We start from the raw sequence: 18756 nt of genomic DNA, 5'->3' as shown, positions 1-18756 counted from the left end.
CTGTTCACTCAAATGTTAACAGAAAATCCCTCCATTTTATCGGGGCAAGTCCAGTCGAATGAGTTCACAATAAAATTGGCTCTATGATGGGACCTGATCAAACAATTGTCTTTATTGAGTGTTTTTTTTGATTTTTAGGTTTTGACAGCGAGAGGCTTATTATGAGCGATCTTTTCTTGCTTTCAGATGCTGCATGGAATGTAATCGAACCACATTTACCCAAGAACCAGCCCGGAGCTCGACGAGACGATGATCGGCGTGTGATTTCTGGTATCTTGCATGCTCTCAAGGTCGGATGTCGCTGGCGTGCTGTTCCGGCCGAATACGGCCCTGCAAACCGTCTACAGCCGATATCACCGTTGGGCACAAGGCAAAAAAGGGGGCGTGGACGCATGCGATTGGCACGTCGCGCGGTGGAAGAACAAGCAAAATCAATTGCTTGGCCAATAATTGCGGCAGACCGGTCTCTTTCAGCTTAACACCGGGGAATATCGCCGACATTAAAACGCAGTTCCATTATTAGAGGTCGCTCGCCCCACCAAGCCTCTGTTAGCCGACACGGCATATGACGTTGATAGTCATCGAGGCTGGCTCGATAATGCCCGCATCAAGGCTTGTCATTCCCTCTTCGCGAGCGCGAAAGAAACCTTATCCTTTAGATTGTAGCGCATATAAGCGTAGAAATGTCATCGAACGGCTTTTCTGCAGGCTCAAAAACTTGCGACGCATTACAACGAGATGTGATCGCCTCGCAATAAACTATCTCGCCGCCATTGCTCTTGTTTTTGCAATCTTCGCATGGAGGCAATTGAGTCCCCATCCTAGAGTGTAAAATCAAGATAGCCCCTGAATTTCATTGTTCTCGTTGAGGCTAATATGTTCAGCTGCCGGCACGCGCGGCAGACCCGGCATGGTCATAATGCTTCCACAGATAACCACAATGAAGCCTGCACCAGCAGAGAGTTTTACTTCTCGCACAGGAATGATATGCCCTGACGGTGCGCCAAGTGCCGTTGGATCAGCTGAAAAACTATATTGTGTTTTCGCCATACAAACCGGCAGATCACCAAATCCGGCCGCCTGCCACTGTTCCAATTGCTTCAGCACAGCCGGATCAGCGCTCACATCAGCTGCACCATAAATTTCACGCGCAACCTTTTGCACTTTCTCCCACAACGGCAGCTGATCATCATAGAGCAATTGCAGCTGAGCTTCATTTTGATCCGCTAATTTTGCAACAGCATGAGCCAATTCTTCTGCACCTGCACCACCTTCTGACCAATGCCGGCACAAAATAGCCTGCACACCGAGATTTTCACAAACCTCGTTCAGCACCGCAATTTCAGACTCAGTATCAGTCACAAAATGGTTGATTGCCACCACAACAGGCAATCCGAATTTTTGCACATTTTGAATATGGCGAATGAGATTAACGCTACCTTTTTTTAAGGCCTGCGTATTTTCTGCAGCAAGCTCGCTCTTAGCAACACCACCATTCATTTTCAGGGCGCGGATTGTAGCAACAACCACCACCGCATCAGGGCTCAGTCCAGCCTTGCGGCATTTAATATTGAAGAACTTTTCCGCACCGAGATCTGCACCAAATCCGGCTTCAGTGACCACATAATCACCCAGTGCCAACGCTGTTTTTGTTGCAATCACACTGTTGCAACCATGCGCGATATTGGCAAATGGCCCACCATGAATCAGCACCGGATTATTCTCGATGGTCTGCACCAGATTGGGTTGCAAAGCATCTTTAAGCAGAGCGGTCATTGCGCCATCGGCTTTCAGATCAGCTGCGGTTATCGGCTGCTTATCCAGATTATAACCGACAATAATACGCGCCAAACGCGCTTTTAAATCACTCAGATCTTCAGCCAGACAAAGAATAGCCATCACTTCAGAAGCAACAGAAATGTCAAAGCCGGTTTCGCGCGGATAACCATTCGAAGGCCCGCCCAAAGCAACTGTAATATCACGCAATGCACGATCGTTCATATCAACCACACGGCGCCAGGTTACGCGCCTTGTGTCAAATCTTAAATCATTACCCCAGTGGATATGATTATCGATCATGGCAGCCAGCAGATTATTGGCACTGCTAATTGCGTGGAAATCGCCGGTAAAATGCAGGTTGATATCTTCCATCGGAATGACTTGCGAATAACCTCCACCAGCGGCACCGCCTTTCATACCGAAATTAGGTCCGAGACTCGGCTCACGTAAGCATATGACTGCTTTTTTACCAATCCGGTTTAACGCATCACCAAGCCCAACGGATGTGGTGGTTTTGCCCTCACCTGCCGGTGTCGGATTTATGGAAGTGACCAACACCAGCTTGCCACGCGGTGCTTGTTTTAAGCGATTGACCACCGCATGGGTCAGTTTTGCCTTATCGTGCCCATAAGGCAAATAATCATCTGCCACCAGATCCAGCTTCGCGGCTATTTTTGTGATAGGTAGTTTATGAGCAGCGCGCGCGATTTCGATATCAGACTTCATTGAACACTCCAGTGGCAAACAGCTTTTCTTAGTCATAACCAATCAAAACTGATTTTCACAACGGCATTCTGTCACGCGTGCCACTCATCCCGCTTTTTTAAAACTACCAGATTTCAGTGATAGGCTTATCGCAATATATTTATTAATAATATCGACAATATAACGACTACGGACTGTATATATAATTAATAAAAACAAGATTGTGGCTATGTATTCTATGAAAAATGGTTTGAAACTTCTGGCACTGACAACAGCATTGGTAGTACCAAGCCTTATTTATTTACAGAATGCCCATGCCAATTCACCTTCAGCCGATGAAGAATATCATGCCGATTGGGGACTTGATATGATCAATGCCCTGCCAGCCTATTTAAAAGGCTATACCGGTAAAGGCATTGTCGTTGCGGTGATCGATTCAGGCCTCGACATCAATCATCCTGAATATGCCGGTCGTGTTTCACCATACCTGTTTAATTTCGGCAATGATCAGGACACTAATAATGTTTTCCCCGGCATTGATGATGACGGTTCATTCTCAGGTCACGGCGACCATGTAGCTGGCACTATCGGCGCTGGTCGTAATGGATTTGGTATGCAGGGCGTTGCCTATGACTCTATCTTGATGCCTTTGCGCGCCATTGGAATAGAGGGGCGTAACGAAGACTGGGTTCCTGATAACCAAGCCCTCATCTACGCGGCAAACAATGGCGCAAAGGTTATTAATGGCAGTTATGGGCCAAACACTTATCCAAATAAAATACTCCCGGACGGAGCGATAAATAACAATTATGCAGTGTTAGATTACCAGCCGGTCTTTGAAAGCATATACCAGCTAAAACAAACCTATCATGCAATGAAACATGCCGCTGACAAAGATGTCGTTATGGTTTTTGCAGCAGGCAACTCGCGTCTGGATCAGCCCGGTGAATATACAGAGATGCCTTTGGGCAGCGGCATGTATCCGCTGATCACCCGCGATTACATTAACAACGGAAAAATCCGCCTTGTGGATATTCAAGCGGATAGTTTCGATCCAGACGACCCCAATTCCTATGATTTTACAGACCTCAATGATCCGGCGCTTGACGGGCTGGATTTCTCCGATCTTAAAGGATCACTCATAGTTGTTGTCTCGGTAGATCGTCATGGCAATCTCGCGCCATATACTAATGAATGTGGCGATGCTGCTGAATGGTGCATCGCGGCTCCGGGCGGCTCGATGTATGTTAATGAAGAGGACGGCATTTATTCGACCTGGCCGCAGGGCGACCCTACTAATAATTATCTCAATTACAAATATCTCCAAGGCACATCCATGGCATCGCCGCATGTTGCCGGTGCTGCCGCTGTGGTACGTTCCGCATTTCCATATATGAATGCACGCCAAACTATTGAAACCATTCTGACAACCACAACCAAAGCCGGTTTTGCAGATCAGGATAAATTCGGCCAGGGCTTGCTTAATCTGGGAGCTGCGATCGATGGCCCGATGGCATTCCGATACACTGGTGTTTTTGATGTCGATACGAAGGGCTATTCGTCCATCTGGTCAAACTCCATTTCCGGTATCGGCGATCTGACCAAACGCGGCGATGGAATTTTGGTTCTTAACGGCCAAAACACCTATCAAGGGCCAACCAATATTGTTGGCGGCAGTCTGGAAGTAAATGGCAGCATTACCTCGACAACGCATGTCTCACAAACTGGCCAACTGGCCGGTAGCGGCACGGTCGCAGATTTAACGCTGGCACAAGGCGGCAAAGTTTCTCCCGGCAGTACGCTTAAGCCTGAACAGGCCATCGGCACATTAACTGTGAATGCAAACTTTGATCAGCAAGCCGGCTCTGCCTATCTCGCAGGTTTGTCAGCAAATGCCGGTGCCGATCAGATCATCGTCAACGGCACTGCACAATTAAACGATCAGGCATCACTGGAGCTTGTTCGTCAAGGTGCCGGACGTGGCAGCGCGGCTGCCCGCTATACTTTAATGACAGCATCGGGCGGTGTAAGCGGCACCTATGGCAGCTTAAACGGCAGCCTGATTTCCGACACACCATTTATTAATTTCTCATTGGACTATGATGCCAATCATGTGTTCCTCGATAGTAGCCGTTCCGATGTGGCATTTGCCGACATAGCAGATACGCATAATCAATTCGCCACAGCAACAGCGCTTGAAAGTCAGGGCGAAGGTGGTGCCTTATATGACCATATGTTGTTTCTGAACGAGCAAGAAGCACGGCAAGCCTATGATCAGTTGTCAGGCGAAGCCTATGCTTCCATACAATCATCACTCATCAACAACAGCGCCTATACACGCTCGGCTACTTACGATCAGCTTTCAAGAGGCTTTGCCAAAGGCCTGCGCACCTCTGAAACCTATCAAAGCCAGCCTAATTTCTGGGCACATGGCTTTGGTGAATGGTCAAAACAATCCGGCAACAGCAATGCAGCCGCAACCAAAACCAGCCTTGGCGGTTTCTTAAGCGGCATTGACATGCAAGCCTTCGACAATTGGCGTTGGGGTGTAATGGCCGGTTATAGCCACATGAACTTCCGTCTCAACGAGCGCATGTCTTCTGGTAAAAGTGATGATTACACTATCGGCACCTATGCCGGCACCGAAACAAGCCTTGCACAAGGTACACTCGCCTTCCGTTCGGGGCTTGCCTATAGCTGGCATAATATTGATATGAACCGAAATGTCGCTTTTGCTGGCTTTGATGACAAATTAACTGCTGACTATAAAGCTGGTACATTCCAGATTTATGGCGAGTTGGGTTACAAACATCAGGCGAATGAGAAGATCGCCATCGAACCATATGCCAATCTTGCTTATGTGCATTTGCAAACAGATGCGTTTACTGAAAAAGATCGTAATGGCGCAGCTTTGAATGTACACAAGAGTTCAATGGATACGGTTCTTTCATCCATTGGCTTGCGTGTGAGCGCAGAGCTTAATCAGGAGGTTATCCCTGTCAAAGCCCGTGCAGACATTGCATGGCGCCATGCCTTTGCAGACGTTACGCCAGTATCAAAAGCACAATTTGCAGGCGCTGATGCTTTTGCCATCAATGGCACAACCATCGGCCGCAACACAGCCCTGATTTCCGCCGGACTTGACTTCCAATTGGAAAAAAATGCCTTACTTGGCATTTCCTATCAGGGACAATTCGGCTCCGGCATCACGCAAAATGGCGTGAATGCCAAACTGAATATTAAATTCTAATCTGAGTTTGAAATAAATTGAGCCCCGTTTCGGGGCTCAATCATATCAATAAAGCTGTTATCTTCAGACGGATGGCTTTTCTGCTACCAGAATAAAGCGGCTATAAACGCGCGTGCGAAGATTATTCCGCAAACCACATGTGCGTCTTTGTGCCTGCGCAATCGGATCATGCGGCAATCGCTTGATAGAATTGAAACCTGCAGCTTCCAGCATCGGTGCCAGGCGCTCAAAGGTTAGCCCTTCACCAAACGGCAACCGCTCCATGATTGTTGCATGACGTTCGCTAATTGGCCCGTCATAATATTCATCCGGTGAAATTTTGTCCCACAGCGCCAACAGTCGCGCAGCCCACCGACCTGATGCTTGCGGTTTTGCCCAATCACCATCATAAATCAAAATACGGCCACCGGGACGCAATATGCGGAACCAATCAGCAAATGCTACCTCCGGCTCCACCAATGTCCAAACCAGATGGCGGCACAAAATAGCATCATAGCTGTCTGCCGGTTCCATCGTTTGAGCAGCATCAGCCAACAAAAAGCGCAAGCGGTCTTTGCCCGCATGTTTTAAGCGTGCGACCGCAAGCATATCTTCAGAAAAATCAAGCGCTGTCACATCGTGGCCGAGATCATGCACCAGCCTTGTCACTTCGCCGGTGCCGCAGGCCAGTTCCAACACACGTTTTGGCGTCTCTCCCAAATGATCACGCATCGGCTGTGCCCATGCTTCCGCTTCCAGACCTTTTTCAATTTTGTGACCAAAAGCCCGATCAAAACTTTTTGAGCGTTGCGACCAGTAATCACGAATATCTTCTTTCAGATCGTAATTGCTGCTCATTACGGGCGGTTCTCTGCAATGATTTTTTCAAAACGATCACGGGCTCGCTTTGGCATATCTTCTGCAAAAACCGGTGCAGGTGCATTTTCGCCCACTTCAATCAGCATCACCATGCCCATGCCATAGTGCGGCGAGCATTTAATCGCATAGCTACCTTCGACCGGCAGACTGATAGTGAAATCTTCTTCATTGATTTTGGATTTAAAGCCTTCTGCCCCTTCAGGGATCATACCATCAATCGTTGCCGCATTGTGACCTGCGTGGGACTTCACGAATTTAACAGAGTCACCCGGTGCAATTTTCAAATATTCAGGCTCGTAAATCATCGAACCATGCTCATTGCGGTTGTACATTTTCACTTCCCATGTTTCGGCAAGTGCAGGAGATGCAATCAGACTAACCAGCAAGGCGGCAACGAGTTTCATCAATTCTGTTCCTCTAAATGGTGAAAGCGGAAAATCATACTATCGTCGGCGCAGTCATGCAGCGGCCTTGCGCCAACACGGAAAATGCCGGAAATGCGCTCAGGCGTCAGCACTTCGGCGGGCTTGCCGCAAGCAATCATCCGGCCGCCATCCATCACAGCCAAACGGTCACACGCCATGGCCTGATTAAGATCATGCAAAGCCATCACCACTGTCACCTGCAATGAGCTAACAAGGCGCAACAATGCCAGCTGATGATGGATGTCCAGATGGTTGGTCGGCTCATCAAGAATTAAAAGTTTGGGGCGTTGTGCCAAAGCGCGCGCAATATGGACGCGCTGCCTTTCACCGCCTGATAAGGTCGCCCAATCATTATCCGCCATATGCAGCATATCGACAGCACATAAAGCTTCATCAACGATTGCAAGATCTTGCGCGCCATAGGGTGAGAGCGCCGACAACCAAGGTGTACGGCCAAGCTCCACCACATCGCGCACGCGCAATGCTTCTGATGTTTCGGCAATTTGTTCAACCAAAGCAATGCGTTGCGCAATTTCACGGCGCGTCAGGCGCTTCAGCGGCACATCATCAACTATGACTTGCCCCTGCGCCCGTGGCAAAAGCCCTGCCAACAAACGCAACAAGGTAGATTTACCCGAGCCATTAGGCCCGATCAGCCCGAAGCTTTCGCCCGCTCTGACCTCAAAGGAAACATCAGAAACAATCTGTTTGCCACCGGATGCCCAGCCAAGTTTTTCCACAGCCAGCCTCATATGCGCCTCCGGTTGCTGATAAGGATCAAAGCAAAACCAGGTGCACCAACAAGAGCTGTCACAACACCAATTGGCACCACCTGCCCCGGAATAAGTGTGCGCGAGGCAATATCAGCGGCAATCAAAAACACAGCACCCGCCAAGGCAGAGGCCGGAACCAACCGCCCATGACGCGGCCCCACGACGAAGCGCATAGCATGCGGAATAACAAGGCCAACAAAACCAATGGAACCAACGAGGCTGACCATGGTCGCCGTCATCAATGTTGTGGCACCGATCAGCACAATTTGCACCCGCCTTACGGCAATCCCCAATGAGGCAGCTGACGAAGCGCCAAAGGTGAAAGCATCCATTGCGCGGGTGAACCATAAGCAAACCAGAAAACCGAAAAAAGCGGCTGGAACAGCCAAAGTCACATCCGGCCAGCGCACGCCGGACAAATTGCCAAGCAGCCAAAACATGATGCCGCGCGCTTGTTCGGCATTGGCTGATTTTGCAATAAAAAACGAGGTCAAAGCATTAAAAAGCTGTGATCCGGCAATGCCGGCAAGCACCAGCTGGACCGAACCGCCACCTGCTGCGCGTGCCAGGGCTGCAACCAGCAAAAAGGCCAAGGCTGCACCGCTGAACGCACCAGCTGAAATGCCAATAGCTCCACCGCCGATACCAAGCACAGTCACTGCCACTGCACCCGTTGACGCACCGGCAGAAACACCGAGCAAATAAGGATCGGCCAAAGCATTGCGCACCAAAGATTGCAAAACCACACCCGACAATGCCAGCCCTGCACCACAAGCAGCCGCCACGAGTGTGCGCGGCAAGCGATACGACCAGATAATACCCTGATCAATGCGGTCAACCGGATAGGTTGCACCCCATAAATTATTGGCAAACACCGTTGCCACAGTTTCCAGCGGCAAAGGTGTTTCACCAACGACAACCCCGATCAGGATTGCCAAAATCAAAGCGGCAGCCCCCAGCAAGGTCCAAACCAGAACCCGCAAAAAAACAGAACGTCCCTGAGAAACCGAGGCTGCGCGCATGATCATTTCAGATCAAATCCGGCCAGCTTTTCAGCCAGCATTTCAAGGGCTGCAACATTGCGGATTGACGGATCCATTGCATGGCCGTTCATGATGATAATGCGGTTGTTTTTAACCGCATCCATCTGGCTGGCGACCGGATCATTTTTGAGGAATTCAAGCTTCTTCTCGACATCATCTGCCAGGAAGCGGCGGCGATCCATTTCTGCAATCACGATAACGTTCGGGTTAGCGCGTGCAATGGTTTCCCAACTGACAGTCGGCCATTCTTCATCGCTTTCAATAACATTGCGAAGGTTCAGCTTTTCCATCATATAGGCTGGTGCGCCCTTGCCACCGGCAACATATGGATCAACGTCCATTTCAGCCGATGAGAACCAGAACAAAGCAGTCGCATCGGAAAGGCCGAGCGCTTTAGCTTTTTCAGCAGCAGCGGCTTCACGTGCCTTCAGGTCGGCAACCAGTGTTTCACCTTTTTCAGGAACGTTAAAAATCTGCGAAAGCTCGTTCACGCTGGCATAAATATTCTCGATTTTGAACATTTCGCTGCGGGTGCCGTCGGAACCAACGCTGTTGTCTTTCTGCATGCAATCTGTCGCCAGAACATAGGTCGGAATGCCGACATCTTTGAAATGTTCGCGTGTTGCAATGATGCCCTGCGGGCCGATATGCCACTCATATTGCACGGTGACGAGTTCCGGCTTTTTAGCAACAATGGCTTCAAAGCTTGGATCATTGTCCGCAAGACGTTCAATCTTCGCATTCAGGTCTTTATATTCTGGCAGAACTTCGGTGAACCAAACGCCGGTTCCAACCACTTTGTCACCTAGACCAAGCGAATAAAGAATTTCTGTTGCAGCCTGACCAACACTGACAGTGCTTTTAGGTGCCGCATCGAAAGTCACATCGACGCCACAGTTTTTCAAAGTCAGGGGATAACTGGTTTCTGCCTGTGCAGGCAATGCAAAACAGACAGCAGTTAAAGCTGCCGCAATCAGTTTCTTATGAAACATGAACGTCTCCGGTTGATGAGGCGACCGGAAGACAGGGAGGGAATGCCTGCGCAAAAAACAGCATAATATCCAGCCTGAAGGGCTGTTATCGTGACACTGGCTATGGCTGACGTTTGAAAACGTCTGATGGCAAAATTCATACGACACCTCCCCAGACACCCCGTCCGGGCCGCGTTACAGTTTTTTGCCGGCAGGTCTCCTGACTGGCGTCTCGACACGTATAACGCCTTCCCATGACGTTGGTCACAGTGGCTTATTGTTGTACGCTTAACGCCTACAGTTGCGGGGGCAGTTCCGGTTCATCGACAAGCGATGGCGGATTCCCTTTTGATTCCTTACGGAAACCGACGATGAAGGTCTAGTCGAACATACCTGAACCTGCAAGTCATCATTGGCTGTCCCCACCTGTTTGACAGCTCGTAATGTTCAAAACTTCTTATTCATCCTCTACAGGAATTTTAAATAAGCTTTTAATCTACATAATCTGACATGATTTTTTACTTGCGGCAGCGGCTTTCACTCCTTAATCCATAAATCAGTTTATTAGGAATACAGAATTTAGAGGTTTTCAATGTCAGATCAGGCTCAATCTGCCGGTAACAAAGGACGCAAAGCGCTTCTTTGGGCAACCGTTGCAATCATCGTGGTGGCAGGTGGCGGCCTTGCAGGCTATAAATATAGTTTGCAAAATGCGATCAGTGGTCAGATCGAAAAACGTGGCGGCAAAGCAGAAAGCGTCTCGGCTGATTTCTTCGGTAATATTCATCTGAAGAATGTGTCATTGCCGCTGAAAAACGGACATGCAGTCAATATCGCAAGCTTTACTGGTCGTCCTGAAATTCTGTTTCTAAATGGCAAAGTCGAAGCTACCGGTATCACCACCGAGTTTGAGAATTTTAAAATCAACATACCGCATGTTGAGATCGAAGATGCTAATCTCAACCGTCAAATGCTGGCTGATGTTTTTGGTGGTGGCAGTGAACTGACGCCTGCGCAACGTGTTGAACGTTTCTCCGCCAAGAAAGTGCATCTTTCTGAAATTCAGGTCGAACAAGTCATGCTCGATACAAAGCAGACCACTGTTTATAAAAATCTCACCCTGAATGACGTGAAAAACGGCCAGATTGCCTCCATCAAACTTGATAGCGGCCAAGTGGATATGAATATGAATGTCCCGCAGGATGATGGTTCGACCAATGTTGAACCGATGACTGTGCTCATTGGTCTGACCGAAGGCAAGGATATTGATGCTGCTTTCATGACACGGTTTTACACCGAAAAAGCAGGCGCTGATAATAACGATATCAAGTCTGTCCAAGGCGCTTATTCAACCAAGGACATCACCTTTAAACTGCCGGATGCAACAGCTACGATTGCTGAAATCAAAAGCGCTGGTTTCTCCATGCGTCTGCCGGAAGTTCCTTTCCTCGAAATGATCAGGGAAATAGCAGCTGTTGAAAAAATTGATGATTTGGCTGAAGAAGAGCGCCGCGAAATTTTCCGCAAGCTGATTACAATTTACGAAGTGCTTGGCAAAGGTGATGCTGAAATTCTCGGCATCAAAATCACCCCAAAGGATGAGACAAAACCTTCCGGCACTATTGACAGCGTATCTATGACTTTCAACAAACAGGCATTTGATATGTCGTTGAAGGGCATGAATATCGGCACTGAAACAAACTATTTTAAATTAGACGAATTTTCATGGAACGGTTTTGACTATGCTTCCACGCTGGAAGCAGGTAAAAAACTCATCGAAGTTCCTGAAGATGAAATGGACAAGTTTCCATTTACAACTTTGATTCCGACTTTAGGAACAATACGCATTACCGGCATCGCTGCCGATTTACCTAATACTGAGAGCGATGACGAAGACAGCTTTGATTATTCTGAACTCGGAAACACCGACGAACCGGAAGACAGTGACGAGGCGACGGCAGAGGAAGAAAATCAAGATGAAGCTGAAGTGACAGCACCGGAAACCGAAGAGCCTGCCGAGGCAGAAGCCGGTGATACTGCTACTGAACAGAGCGATGTTGACAGTGCAAATGCCATTGGCGAGCAGAGTGAAGAGACGGAAGAAGATGCTGCTCCGGCCATACCTGCACGAGTGAAGTTCAAGGCAAAAAGTATGAGTTTTGCCATGCTTAATCCGGTCAACGGCATTCCGACAGACATTCAGATCACCTATGACGATCTGGATGTTCCGGTCCCGCAAGACAATGACAGCGTTTCACGTAAACTGCGCAGCCTTGGCATTGAGCGTTTTGTTCTCTCCTCCAATACACATATTCTGTGGGATGAACCAAGCGAAACGCTGCTCATTAAGGATATCTCTTATAAAGGTGATAAGCTTGGTTCGGTCGCATTGTCCGGTGCGATGGGTGGCATGACACGCGACTTTTTCTCCGGTGATAAAGCGCTGATGCAAATTGCGGCCTTTGGCTTAAAAGCCAAAGAAATCAATTTGCGCATCGAAGATAAAGGCATGATTGACACTGCCATCAAAATTGCAGCTCAGGAAAACGGTTCTACAGAAGAAGAAACACGTCAGCTGACAGCCTTGACCATTACGATGCTGGCAGCAGAACTTGCCGAAACGAGCCCGCAAATTCAGGAAGCTGTTAAAGTTCTGAACAACTTCATCGCCAATCCGAATATTTTCACTCTTTCGATCAAATCGAAAAATGAAAATGGTATCGGACCGTTTGAAATGCTGGCCGTGACGCAAAATCCGATGAGCTTGCTGGATAAGGTGAATATCACCGCAACTGCTGAGTAACAGCAGATCTGTTTAAAAACATTCGTCAATAAAAAGCCCGCTATGCGGGCTTTTTTTTATTGACCCTCAGTGTAGAAAGCATAAGGTTCCGCCACTTTCATCACCCTTATGCCCCGGAATGCCCTCATGATCATTCGTTCAAAGCCATCCTTCAAAGACATACTCTTTTCGATCAATGGCTCAATCATTCCGCGCATTATCTATCATCTTATTGCAGTTGCGGTCCTAAGCATCATCGCTGTACTCGCGGCGAAAGAATACCCGGGCATTTTTGTACAAATCAGCGCTATTCCGTTTACGCTGATCGGTATTGCACTTTCCGTTTTCATGAGCTTTCGCAACAATGCCTGCTATGACCGTTGGTGGGAGGGGCGAAAATTATGGGGCGAACTGATCATTGCCTGCCGCTCACTTGCGCGCCAAACCTCAAAGCTTGAGCAACAGGATAAAGAGTTTATTTATCGCAGACTATGCGCCTTCACGGCAGGTCTTTCTGCCCATACCCGTAAAACACCTGTCGATATTGCCATCAAACCATGGCTCGACATCAAAATGGATCTTGAAAGCCCGAACCTGTCCAATGATATTTTGGATCAAATCGGCGCACATCTATTAGAACTCACCGAAGCCGGAAAAATCAGCGCTATTCATTATTCTGTTTTAGAAGCACAACTAACCAGACTTTCACAAGTTCATGCCGGTTGTGACCGCATCATGCAGACGCCTGTTCCGTTTGCCTATTCACTTTTATTGCACCGCACTGCACTTATTTTTTGCGTCACACTACCCTTTGCATTGGCGGGATCGCTCGCATGGTGGACATTACTGCCGGTCCTGCTGGTCGCTTATACATTTTTCGGACTGGAAGCGCTTGGCCACCAGCTTGAAGACCCGTTTGGAAACGACCCGAATGCTCTGCCACTTGATACAATGCGCAGAACAATTGAGCGCGAACTGCTTTTCGCGCTAGGCGAAAAACCACTGCCGCCGCGCATAGAGCCTGTTGGCTATGTGTTGAAATAACCAGCTCCGTAAACCTATTTTAGACAAGTCTTGACTAACCAGCCATGCTTGATTATTTCTGGCTCAGCAGATGGAAAACCGCGATCTGCTTTTTCTTTTCATTATTATGAGTGCCGGGGCGTGCCAGCTCGCAGGTTAGGTATCTAGCTCAGGAGCCGACTATGTTCGTCTTATCGCCGGTCAAACGGCGCATTCTTTATGTTGCTGTTTTTGAAATTATTGCCATTGCTGCATCCACTGCATTGCTCATGTTGTTGAGCGGGAGTGATGTGCAAGGTTCGTTGCCGATTGCCACAGCCATTTCGCTGATCGCCGTTGCATGGAATTACACTTACAATCTTCTCTTCGAGAAAATGGAAGCTATGCGACAGAGCGAAGGCCGCACACTCATAACCCGTATTAGCCATGCATTTGGCTTCGAATTCGGCCTTTTTGTTATTATCATTCCAATTTACATGGCTTGGTATTCAGTTGGTTTTTGGAAAGCTTTTGAGATGGAAGCCGTGTTATTGCTGTTCTTCCTGATCTATACCTTCGTTTTCACCTATGTTTTCGACATGATTTTCTCATTGCCGAATTATAAAACACAGGCTGAAAAACTTTAAAAACTTAAAACCTTTGGCCAGATCATTAATAAGCCAGCAATTCAGCCACCAATGCTGAGGCTGGCTTTTTTAAGCTTTCCAAGATGGAATAATGATTGTGTTCCGGCTCCTCAACCAGTTTGACCGGCACCATCCCATCCCAAATCAAAGCCAGCAGACGTGATTGGCGTAAAAATTCCGGCCGCTCATTCGCCCCCACCCAGCAGGTCACCGGAATAGATGATAATGGCCGCAGCAATGCCGGACTTTGGCGCTCTGCCTCAAGATCGTCCAACTGTAATTTTTCATTCAGTCTGGTCTTTTGCAGTAAACGCAGATCATGCACACCACTGATGGATAAAACATTCTGAATACGATCTAAAACGCCTTTATCAAGCAAACTATCCTGACATATCATCCGTGTTACAAGATGGCCGCCGGCTGAGTGTCCGGCCAGCTTAATTGGCCCCGCAACCAATGATGCCGCCTTTGTAATGGCAGCGGCAATCTCGCTTACAATGTCAGAAATTTTAGCATTCGGCGCAAGTGTGTAACCCGGTACTGCAACAGTCCAGCCGTTTAAACGGGCGCCTTCCGCCAGATCTGTCCAATCGGATTTGGAGCATTCTGTCCAAAAGCCGCCATGCACAAAAACCACAAGACCTTTGCTTGACCCTTCAGGAAAGACCAAATCCAAAAGGGTGCGCGGCGCATCAGCGTAAGCAATATCAAGTTGAACGGGCATTGAAGCACGATAATCGGCTGCGTTTTTCGCCCAAAGTTCAGGCAGAATTTCAGAACCCGGAATATAAGCCGAATTTGCAAATTCTTCATTCCAATCGCGTTTCATGGTCTTGTCCGTTCTTTAAAAGCTAATTCCCCAGCACTCTTAAAGCTCGGTTCTGACACGCCAAAGCTCAGGGAACAACTCAACTTCTAACATGCGGCGCAAATAAGTGATGCCTGCGGTGCCGCCGGTTCCGCGTTTAAAACCAATAACCCGCTCAACGGTCGTGACATGATTAAAACGCCAGCGGCGGAAATAATCCTCAAAATCCACCAGTTTTTCAGCCACTTCATAGGCTTCCCAATATTTCGACGGATCACGATAAACTTCCGCCCACACTTTCAAAACATCTTCATCAAACTGCCAGGCTTGTCTTAAATCGCGCTGTAAAACCGCTTCCGGCACATTTAAACCGGTACGGGAAAGGCGACGCAAAACCTCATCATAAAGTGAAGGCCGCGCTAATTCTGCTTCCAGCAATTCAAGCAGATCAGGGCGGTGTTCATGTGGCTTCAGCATTGCCAGATTGCGGTTACCAACGGCATATTCAATCAAGCGATATTGCCATGACTGAAAGCCGGAACTCTGCCCCAGATCGTCACGAAACTGCGTATATTCCGATGGCGTCATTGTGCGCAGCACATCCCAAGCAGAGTTAAGCTGCTCAAAAATACGAGCCACGCGACTCAGCATTTTCAAAGCTTCACTGGTGCGATCCTGCGCGATCATCTGGCGTGCACCATTGACCTCATAAAGCGCCAGTTTCATCCATAGTTCGGAAGTTTGATGCTGGATGATAAACAACATCTCATCATGAGCTACAGAGAGCGGATGCTGGGCAGACAGAATCTGGTCGATCTGCAAATAATCGCCATAGGACATGCGCTGGCGAAAATCCATCTGCGCACCATCTTTAGAAGGGTCATAAGTCATTGTTCGCTCACTATTTTTATTAGATGTCGCTTATAAAAAGCTGAAACTATCTGCACCATATACTTAATCTTGCAGATAACAAAAGCCGAATATTTTATTGGCCCTATGCCGCCTGAAATCACCGAGCTTGCAGTATAAAAAAATACGGCCCTGAAGACAGGGCCGTATTGTAATTTTGTGCAGATTTTACTCAACCGTCAGCTTGATCGTTTCCACGCCCGACTTTTCAACATCTGCGCGGGTGAAAGCTTGCGGACGACATTCAAAATCATCATAGAGCTTTACCTGATCGTCATAATGCTTGGATTTTTTTCCTGCAGGATCGATAAAACCGCTCTGACCCGGAGGAGTCACCATGCATACACTCACACCACCATCTTTAAAGGTGATGAGATCGCTTTGGGTGCCGCGGTTCATATTAGTGCCAACTTCAATCTTGTTATTTTCAGTTGTTTGCAAAATACCGCGGTAATTTTTGGTCTGAAACACATGCTGATCAAGCGGCAACAACCATGCTTCAGGCTGATCACTGCGATATTCTTTTGACAAAGCTGCAAGCGTTTTGGTCAATGCTGTCAGCATGACCTCATTTTTGTCTGCACCTTCAAAGAAATCAAACTCTTGCTTAATCCCTGCTTCATCGCCCAGCAATGCATTGCGAAGAACCTGCGTTGCGCGCGAGATCCGATTAACAGCCGCTGTCGGATCAATGACGGCTTTCTTGGCCGTCAAAACTTTCTGCACCATGACCTTAACCCAGCCTTGGAAAATAGCCACAGCCGGAGATGTTGCACGTCCGTTGTCGCCTCTGACCATCTGGCTATCCCAGTTTTTCAGAATGTTGATCGCTGGCAAGCGGGCATCATCAGATGGCAGTTTTTCGGCAGCCTTCAAGAGAAAAGGCAAAAGCGCACGCGCATTGATATCAAGGAATGAAATTTTTTCATTAATTTCCCAGACATCTTCCGGTGTAAGTTTGTCTTTTTGCGTAATCAGCGCAGTGATTTCATCAACCCGATCAGCTGCACCCCATGGTGTTGCTTCAAAATTAGCAACCGAACCAGCCGCAGAGCGGTTGTTCCAGTTCGCAATCCAGCCTTGAACCGGATTATAGGTTTTTGGCACATCGGCAAACGGGCGAATACCCGTCCAGTCCATCGTTCCGTCACCTAAAGCCGGTACACGCTCATCATGATTTTTCTGTCGCACTGGCAGATAACCCGGTGACACATAACCAATATTGCCATTTTTATCGCTATAGTACCAATTGATGGTCGTCGCGACATTCTGCGCCTGCTTCAACCACTCATCATGATTTTGTGCTTTGGTGGAATTTGTCCAAGCCATCAGGGTCTGGATTTCCTTGCCCTTCCAGCTACGATTAAAGGCGTAAGCCGTATTGTTTTTCAGATCAATCTGACTAACAACACCGTAATCGCTTTCATAAACGTCGGTTTGAACGTCAGCCTGACCTTTAACCTTGAAGCTTTCAGAACGCACATGCATATCCTGCCATGCGCCGTTCTTCCAATATTGCTTCGGGTTTTCAGGGTTAAGTTTCAGCTGGTAATAGTCATTGACGTCTAAAGGTCCGGCTGTAGCCCCCCAAGCAATTTCGCCATTGGTACCAAACAGAATATTAGGCACGGCAAATGGTGTTGAGCCGGTCAGATCAAAACCACCGCCATGCAAGCCGATTGAATAGACATAAGACGGATTGAAATTACCGAATTGCGGGCCATTCATCAAAATGGTTGAGCCATCAGTGGTTTTATTCGGCCCCAAAATCCAAAGATTGGATGCACGCGGGCGGGCTTCATCACCACCTGGCACAGTCTTATCAAGCAGAGCACTAAAACGCGTGCCATCAAGCAATGTGTTTAAGTCTGCTTTTTTCTGTGGCTCTTGCTCTTTTGGCATTGTTGTTGGTGCCAGCGGATCTTCAAGCCAGTACATCTGGTCAAAAAGGATTTTAGCCTTTTCCTTGCCGTGTTCTTTTTCAAGCTTTGCCAACACTTTCGCATTATCCAATTCCAATGAATAATGCGAGAAACGTCCGGCCATGGTCACGACATAGATCATCGCGACATCAAAATCGCTCCAAACTGTCGGCTCAATTCCCAGATCAGAAAACTCTTTCGGCAAAAGATGCTCGCGATCGGCTAAAACCTCAGCCACGCGCTTGTTATAACCAGCAGCATAACCGCGCAAAATATCGCGCTGCTCGCTCGGCAAAGCTTCGATTTGCGCTTTGATGTCAGCATGATCAAAATCAGCACGGGTGCCAATATCATAGCCCAGTTTTTCAGAGCCTAAAACTTCAGAAACCGTGCCTAATGAAGTATGTTTTGACATTTCCATTTGGAAAAGTCTGTCGGTTGCGACCGAATAACCAAAGCCTGCATAAACGCCATAGGCTGTATCAGCATAAACATGAGGCACGCCCCAGTTGTCACGGATAATTTCCACTTCCGTGGCAGCAAATGACGGAGCATTTGTCAACGTCACTGCTGTTGTCGACAACAATAGAACGACAAGCGCCGAAGCGCGTTTCTGGAACATTAAATCCTCCTGCAATGTTCACACTATGCGCTAATCCTCCTTAGCGTTCTTAAATTTGTAATCCTAACCGATCGGTCGGTCAATCAATTTTACAACTTTAGTTCAATTCATCTATCCTGTTGTTAATATTGCTAAATATAAGAATTACCTAAAATAGAATGCAAAAAAGAGAGGTTTTCACCTCTCCTTTTATACTGATCAGCCGCTTGAACTTGCCCCGATAAAATGGAGGGATTTTCTGTTAACATTTGAGTGAACAA

General features: G+C 47.9%; 13 protein-coding genes, 1 pseudogene and 1 riboswitch. Of the genes and pseudogenes, 5 read left to right on the top strand and 9 right to left on the bottom strand.

What is annotated here, in order from left to right; translation table 11 throughout:
• The first annotated feature begins 161 nt into the window (after positions 1-161).
• Positions 162-832, top strand: a pseudogene (locus FHS77_RS14420) (IS5 family transposase).
• Positions 833-834: 2 nt separating this feature from the next.
• On the opposite strand, the gene FHS77_RS14415 reads toward FHS77_RS14420, so the two are convergent.
• Positions 835-2505 (bottom strand): formate--tetrahydrofolate ligase, encoded by a 1671-nt coding sequence (locus FHS77_RS14415; protein ID WP_184224607.1) that lies wholly within the window; start codon positions 2503-2505, stop codon positions 835-837.
• A 208-nt stretch (positions 2506-2713) separates the two neighbouring features.
• Here FHS77_RS14415 and FHS77_RS14410 point away from each other — a divergent pair, with 208 nt between their 5' ends.
• Positions 2714-5734, top strand: a complete 3021-nt coding sequence (locus FHS77_RS14410; RefSeq protein ID WP_184224605.1) for an autotransporter domain-containing protein — start codon at positions 2714-2716, stop codon at positions 5732-5734.
• 63 nt (positions 5735-5797) lie between these two features.
• Here FHS77_RS14410 and FHS77_RS14405 read toward each other — a convergent pair whose 3' ends face one another.
• The 5 genes from FHS77_RS14405 to FHS77_RS14385 are packed head-to-tail and all read right to left on the bottom strand — an operon-like array spanning position 5798 to position 9825.
• Entirely contained in the window at positions 5798-6571 is a 774-nt protein-coding gene (locus FHS77_RS14405) for a class I SAM-dependent methyltransferase (RefSeq protein WP_184224603.1), read from the bottom strand.
• On the bottom strand, positions 6571-6996 hold the full coding sequence (locus FHS77_RS14400; protein ID WP_184224601.1) for a pseudoazurin: 426 nt from the start codon (positions 6994-6996) through the stop codon (positions 6571-6573). Before FHS77_RS14400 ends, FHS77_RS14405 begins: the two co-directional genes overlap by 1 nt.
• On the bottom strand, positions 6996-7769 hold the full coding sequence (locus FHS77_RS14395; protein ID WP_184224599.1) for an ABC transporter ATP-binding protein: 774 nt from the start codon (positions 7767-7769) through the stop codon (positions 6996-6998). Before FHS77_RS14395 ends, FHS77_RS14400 begins: the two co-directional genes overlap by 1 nt.
• Positions 7766-8812 (bottom strand): FecCD family ABC transporter permease, encoded by a 1047-nt coding sequence (locus tag FHS77_RS14390; RefSeq protein ID WP_184224609.1) that lies wholly within the window; start codon positions 8810-8812, stop codon positions 7766-7768. Before FHS77_RS14390 ends, FHS77_RS14395 begins: the two co-directional genes overlap by 4 nt.
• 2 nt (positions 8813-8814) lie before the next feature.
• Entirely contained in the window at positions 8815-9825 is a 1011-nt protein-coding gene (locus FHS77_RS14385; protein WP_184224597.1) for an ABC transporter substrate-binding protein, read from the bottom strand.
• A 172-nt stretch (positions 9826-9997) separates the two neighbouring features.
• Positions 9998-10189, bottom strand: a riboswitch (cobalamin riboswitch).
• Between the two features lie 207 nt (positions 10190-10396).
• Here FHS77_RS14385 and FHS77_RS14380 point away from each other — a divergent pair.
• From FHS77_RS14380 to FHS77_RS14370, 3 genes are all read left to right on the top strand, one after another.
• Complete coding sequence (locus tag FHS77_RS14380; protein ID WP_184224595.1) at positions 10397-12607, top strand: hypothetical protein; 2211 nt, start codon at positions 10397-10399, stop codon at positions 12605-12607.
• A 126-nt stretch (positions 12608-12733) separates the two neighbouring features.
• Entirely contained in the window at positions 12734-13630 is an 897-nt protein-coding gene (locus FHS77_RS14375) for a bestrophin family protein (protein WP_184224593.1), read from the top strand.
• A gap of 161 nt (positions 13631-13791) precedes the next feature.
• Complete coding sequence (locus FHS77_RS14370) at positions 13792-14235, top strand: PACE efflux transporter (RefSeq protein WP_184224591.1); 444 nt, start codon at positions 13792-13794, stop codon at positions 14233-14235.
• Positions 14236-14260: 25 nt separating this feature from the next.
• Here FHS77_RS14370 and FHS77_RS14365 read toward each other — a convergent pair whose 3' ends face one another.
• The 3 genes from FHS77_RS14365 to FHS77_RS14355 form a co-directional block, all read right to left on the bottom strand.
• Positions 14261-15064 (bottom strand): alpha/beta hydrolase, encoded by an 804-nt coding sequence (locus tag FHS77_RS14365; RefSeq protein WP_184224589.1) that lies wholly within the window; start codon positions 15062-15064, stop codon positions 14261-14263.
• Positions 15065-15103: 39 nt separating this feature from the next.
• A complete protein-coding gene (kynA, locus tag FHS77_RS14360; protein WP_184224587.1) occupies positions 15104-15934 on the bottom strand; it encodes a tryptophan 2,3-dioxygenase in 831 nt (276 codons plus the stop codon).
• 186 nt (positions 15935-16120) lie between these two features.
• Positions 16121-18496, bottom strand: a complete 2376-nt coding sequence (locus tag FHS77_RS14355; RefSeq protein ID WP_184224585.1) for a penicillin acylase family protein — start codon at positions 18494-18496, stop codon at positions 16121-16123.
• Between the last annotated feature and the right edge of the window lie 260 nt (positions 18497-18756).

It is taken from the genome of Paenochrobactrum gallinarii (assembly GCF_014205685.1).
Taxonomy (GTDB): domain Bacteria; phylum Pseudomonadota; class Alphaproteobacteria; order Rhizobiales; family Rhizobiaceae; genus Paenochrobactrum; species Paenochrobactrum gallinarii.
The sequence above is the reverse complement of the archived record's forward strand: the minus strand, read 5'-3'. Positions and strand labels throughout refer to the sequence as shown.

Bases quoted from the DNA above. Each gene is read 5' to 3' on its own strand.
- FHS77_RS14415 (WP_184224607.1), bottom strand. From the start codon at position 2,505: ATGAAGTCTGATATCGAAATCGCGCGCGCTGCTCATAAACTACCTATC.
- FHS77_RS14410 (WP_184224605.1), top strand. From the start codon at position 2,714: ATGTATTCTATGAAAAATGGTTTGAAACTTCTGGCACTGACAACAGCA.
- FHS77_RS14405 (WP_184224603.1), bottom strand. From the start codon at position 6,571: ATGAGCAGCAATTACGATCTGAAAGAAGATATTCGTGATTACTGGTCG.
- FHS77_RS14400 (WP_184224601.1), bottom strand. From the start codon at position 6,996: ATGAAACTCGTTGCCGCCTTGCTGGTTAGTCTGATTGCATCTCCTGCA.
- FHS77_RS14395 (WP_184224599.1), bottom strand. From the start codon at position 7,769: ATGAGGCTGGCTGTGGAAAAACTTGGCTGGGCATCCGGTGGCAAACAG.
- FHS77_RS14390 (WP_184224609.1), bottom strand. From the start codon at position 8,812: ATGCGCGCAGCCTCGGTTTCTCAGGGACGTTCTGTTTTTTTGCGGGTT.
- FHS77_RS14385 (WP_184224597.1), bottom strand. From the start codon at position 9,825: ATGTTTCATAAGAAACTGATTGCGGCAGCTTTAACTGCTGTCTGTTTT.
- FHS77_RS14380 (WP_184224595.1), top strand. From the start codon at position 10,397: ATGTCAGATCAGGCTCAATCTGCCGGTAACAAAGGACGCAAAGCGCTT.
- FHS77_RS14375 (WP_184224593.1), top strand. From the start codon at position 12,734: ATGATCATTCGTTCAAAGCCATCCTTCAAAGACATACTCTTTTCGATC.
- FHS77_RS14370 (WP_184224591.1), top strand. From the start codon at position 13,792: ATGTTCGTCTTATCGCCGGTCAAACGGCGCATTCTTTATGTTGCTGTT.
- FHS77_RS14365 (WP_184224589.1), bottom strand. From the start codon at position 15,064: ATGAAACGCGATTGGAATGAAGAATTTGCAAATTCGGCTTATATTCCG.
- kynA (WP_184224587.1), bottom strand. From the start codon at position 15,934: ATGACTTATGACCCTTCTAAAGATGGTGCGCAGATGGATTTTCGCCAG.
- FHS77_RS14355 (WP_184224585.1), bottom strand. From the start codon at position 18,496: ATGTTCCAGAAACGCGCTTCGGCGCTTGTCGTTCTATTGTTGTCGACA.